The organism is Macromonas nakdongensis, from assembly GCF_002837145.1.
Lineage (GTDB): Bacteria > Pseudomonadota > Gammaproteobacteria > Burkholderiales > Burkholderiaceae_C > Macromonas_B > Macromonas_B nakdongensis.
In genome coordinates this window covers 1-3,366 of the sequence record NZ_NWMV01000168.1, presented here as the reverse complement: position 1 = coordinate 3,366, position 3,366 = coordinate 1, and the positions used below count along the sequence as shown (strand labels likewise).

Annotated in this window: 3 protein-coding genes; all 3 read left to right on the top strand. The window is 69.7% G+C overall.

The window, feature by feature from the left end:
- Nucleotides 1–1,456: ABC transporter permease (locus tag CON77_RS14865; protein WP_157826998.1), on the top strand; the 1,456-nt coding region annotated here is incomplete at its 5' end.
- Nucleotides 1,457–2,584: an ABC transporter permease gene (locus tag CON77_RS14860; protein ID WP_101050380.1), complete on the top strand. Its 1,128-nt coding sequence runs from the start codon at nt 1,457–1,459 to the stop codon at nt 2,582–2,584. It abuts the gene before it with no gap.
- Between the two features lie 99 nt (nt 2,585–2,683).
- Nucleotides 2,684–3,366: MutS N-terminal domain-containing protein (locus tag CON77_RS14855; RefSeq protein WP_500778841.1), on the top strand; the 683-nt coding region annotated here is incomplete at its 3' end.

Below are 3,366 nucleotides of genomic sequence, written 5' to 3'. Positions count from 1 at the left end.
CCCGATCGCCCGCGACCAATTCTGGCGGCTGATGATCGAACTGGCCCGGCGCGACCAGGTGACGCTGTTCATCTCCACCCACTTCATGAACGAGGCCGAGCGCTGCGACCGCATCTCGCTGATGCACGCCGGCCGGGTGCTGGTGAGCGACACGCCGGCGGCCATCGTCGCCGCCCAGGGGGCCCGCACCCTGGAGGAAGCCTTCATCGGCCACCTGGTGGCGGCCGGCGGCGGCGAAGCGCCCCGCCCCCCCGTGCGCACCCCTGAACTGGCCCTGTCCAGCGCCGCCGCCCAGGTCCCGGCAGCCGGACCGCCCCGGGGCCAGCGCCTGCGCCGCAGCCTGCGCCGCATCTACAGCTACAGTTGGCGCGAGGCCCTGGAGCTGCAGCGCGACCCGGTGCGCGGCGCCCTGGCCCTGCTCGGTTCGTTGCTGCTGATGTTCGTGATGGGCTACGGCATCAGCATGGACGTGGAGGACCTGCGCTACGCCGTGCTCGACCGCGACCAGACCACGCTCAGCCGCGACTACACCCTGAACCTGTCGGGGTCGGGCTACTTCGTCGAACGCCCGCCGCCGGCCGACCACGCCGAGATCGACCGGCGCCTGCGCAACGGCGACCTGGCCCTGGCGCTGGAAATTCCGCCGGGCTTTGCCCGCGACCTGGCCCGTGGCCAGCCGGTGCAGATCGGTGCCTGGGTGGACGGCGCCATGCCGCAGCGCGCCGAAACCGTCAGCGGCTACCTGCAGGGCCTGCACGGGCACTGGCTGGCCCAGCAAAGCGTCGAACGCACCGGCACGGCGGCCACCGGTCTGGTCAACGTGGAGACGCGCTTCCGCTACAACCCCGACGTGAAAAGCCTGCCGGCCATGGTGCCGGCCGTCATCCCGCTGCTGCTGCTGATGCTGCCGGCCATGCTCACCGCCCTGGCCGTGGTGCGCGAAAAGGAACTGGGCTCCATCATCAACCTCTACGTCACGCCCACCACGCGCACCGAATTCCTGCTGGGCAAGCAGCTGCCCTACGTCGCCCTGGCCCTGCTCAACTTCGGGCTCATGGTGCTGGCCGCGGTCACACTGTTCGGCGTGCCCATGACCGGCAGCTTCCCCGCGCTGACGCTGGCCGCCCTGCTCTACGCCTTCAGCGCCACCGGCATGGGGCTGCTGGCCTCCACCCTGGTGCGCAGCCAGATCGCGGCCATGTTCTTCGCCATGGTGGGCACGCTGATCCCGGCAGTGCAGTTCGCCGGCCTGATCCACCCGGTGTCGTCGCTGGAGGGCGTGGGCCGCTGGGTGGGCGAGGTCTACCCCGCCAGCCACATGTTCGTCATCAGCCGCGGGGTGTTCAGCAAGGCCCTGCACTTTCAGGACCTGAGCGCCTCGTTCTGGCCGCTGGCCGTGGCCGGGCCGGTCATCGTCGGGCTGGCGGTGCTGCTGCTGAAGAAGCAGGAGACCTGAATGCGGCGCCACCTCGCCAACATCTACCGCCTGGGTGTGAAGGAACTGTGGAGCCTGTGGCGCGACCCGACCATGCTGTTCCTCATCGTCTACACCTTCACGGTGGCGGTGTACACCGCGGGCACGGCCATGCCCGAGACGCTGCACCGCACGCCCATCGCCATCGTGGACGAGGACGACTCGGCCCTGTCGGCGCGCATCTTCGGCGCCTTCTACCCCCCCGCCTTCAACGCGCCGGTGCGCATCGAACAGCCGGCGGTGGACCCGGGGCTGGACGCCGGCCGCTACACCCTGGTGCTGGTCATCCCACCCAACTTCCAGCGCGACGTGCTGGCCGGGCGCCAGCCGGCGCTGCAGCTCAACGTCGATGCCACTCGCATGAGCCAGGCCTTCACCGGCAGCGGCTTTGCCCAGCAGATCGTGCAGGGCGAGGTCAACGAATTCGTGCAGCGCCACCGCGGCACGGCCGCGCTGCCGGTAGAGCTGGTCACGCGCATTCGCTTCAACCCCACGCTGTCCAACGTCTGGTTCGGTTCGCTCATGGAGCTGGTCAACCTGGTCACCATGCTGTCCATCATCCTGACCGGGGCGGCGCTGATCCGCGAGCGCGAACACGGCACCGTGGAACACCTGCTGGTGATGCCGGTGACGCCCACCGAAATCATGCTGGCCAAGGTCTGGGCCATGGCGCTGGTGGTGATGTGCGCGTCCGCCGTGTCGCTCAACGGCGTGATCCGCGGGGTGCTGCAGGTGCCCATTGAAGGCTCGCTGGCCCTGTTCTTCACCGGGGTCGGATTGCACCTGTTCGCCACCACCTCCATGGGCATCTTCATGGCCACCGTGGCCCGCAGCATGCCCCAGTTCGGCCTGCTGATGGTGCTGGTGATGATGCCGCTGCAGATGCTCTCCGGCGGCGTCACCCCGCGCGAAAGCATGCCCGAATGGGTGCAGTGGCTCATGTCGCTGGCGCCCACCACCCACTTCACCGAGATGAGCCAGGCCATCCTCTACCGCGGCGCGGGACTGGCGGTGGTCTGGCCGTCCTTCGTGGCCCTGGCCCTCATTGGTGCGGCCTTGTTCACCCTGTCGCTGCGGCGCTTCCGCCGCACCATCGCGCAACTGGCCTGACGCCCCCCGACCCGCACCACGGCAGCGCGTGAAAGTGATCCTATGATCACGCCCTGGACGCCGCCCGCCCCTGGGCCGGTGCAACGCTTTGAGTGATCGATGACCCCCGACCGTTTGGCCCCCGGTGCGGCCCTTGCCGGCCACACCCCCATGATGCAGCAGTACCTCCAGCTCAAGGCGGGGCACCCGAACACCTTGCTGTTCTACCGCATGGGCGACTTTTACGAACTGTTCTGGGAAGACGCCGAAAAAGCCGCCCGCCTGCTCGACATCACCCTGACGCGCCGCGGCCAGTCCGCCGGCCAGCCGGTGGTGATGGCGGGCGTGCCCTTCCACTCCATGGAAACCTACCTGGCGCGGCTCATCAAGCTGGGCGAATCGGTCGCCATCTGCGAACAGGTGGGCGACCCGGCCACCAGCAAGGGGCCGGTGGAGCGCCAGGTGGTGCGGGTCGTCACCCCGGGCACCCTGACCGACAGCGAACTGCTGGGCGACAAGACCGAATCGCTGCTGCTGGCGGTGCACCCCGGCGCACGCGCCACCTGCGGCCTGGCCTGGCTGAGCGTGACGCAGGGCGTGGTGCACCTGGCCCAGTGCCGCGCCGACGAGTTGCGCGCCTGGATCGTGCGCATCGGCCCGAGCGAGGTGCTGCACAGCGCCGAGGTCACGCCCGGCTTCGAGCAACAGCTGCAGGAACTGCAGCGCCAGTGGCCGGCCCTGGCCCCCAGCGGCGGGCAGTCGCGCCTGACGCTGGCCCTGCGGCCCGCCTGGGCCTTCGACGG

Excerpts from the sequence above, each read along its gene's own strand:
- CON77_RS14860 (WP_101050380.1), top strand. The coding sequence starts at position 1,457 with ATGCGGCGCCACCTCGCCAACATCTACCGCCTGGGTGTGAAGGAACTG.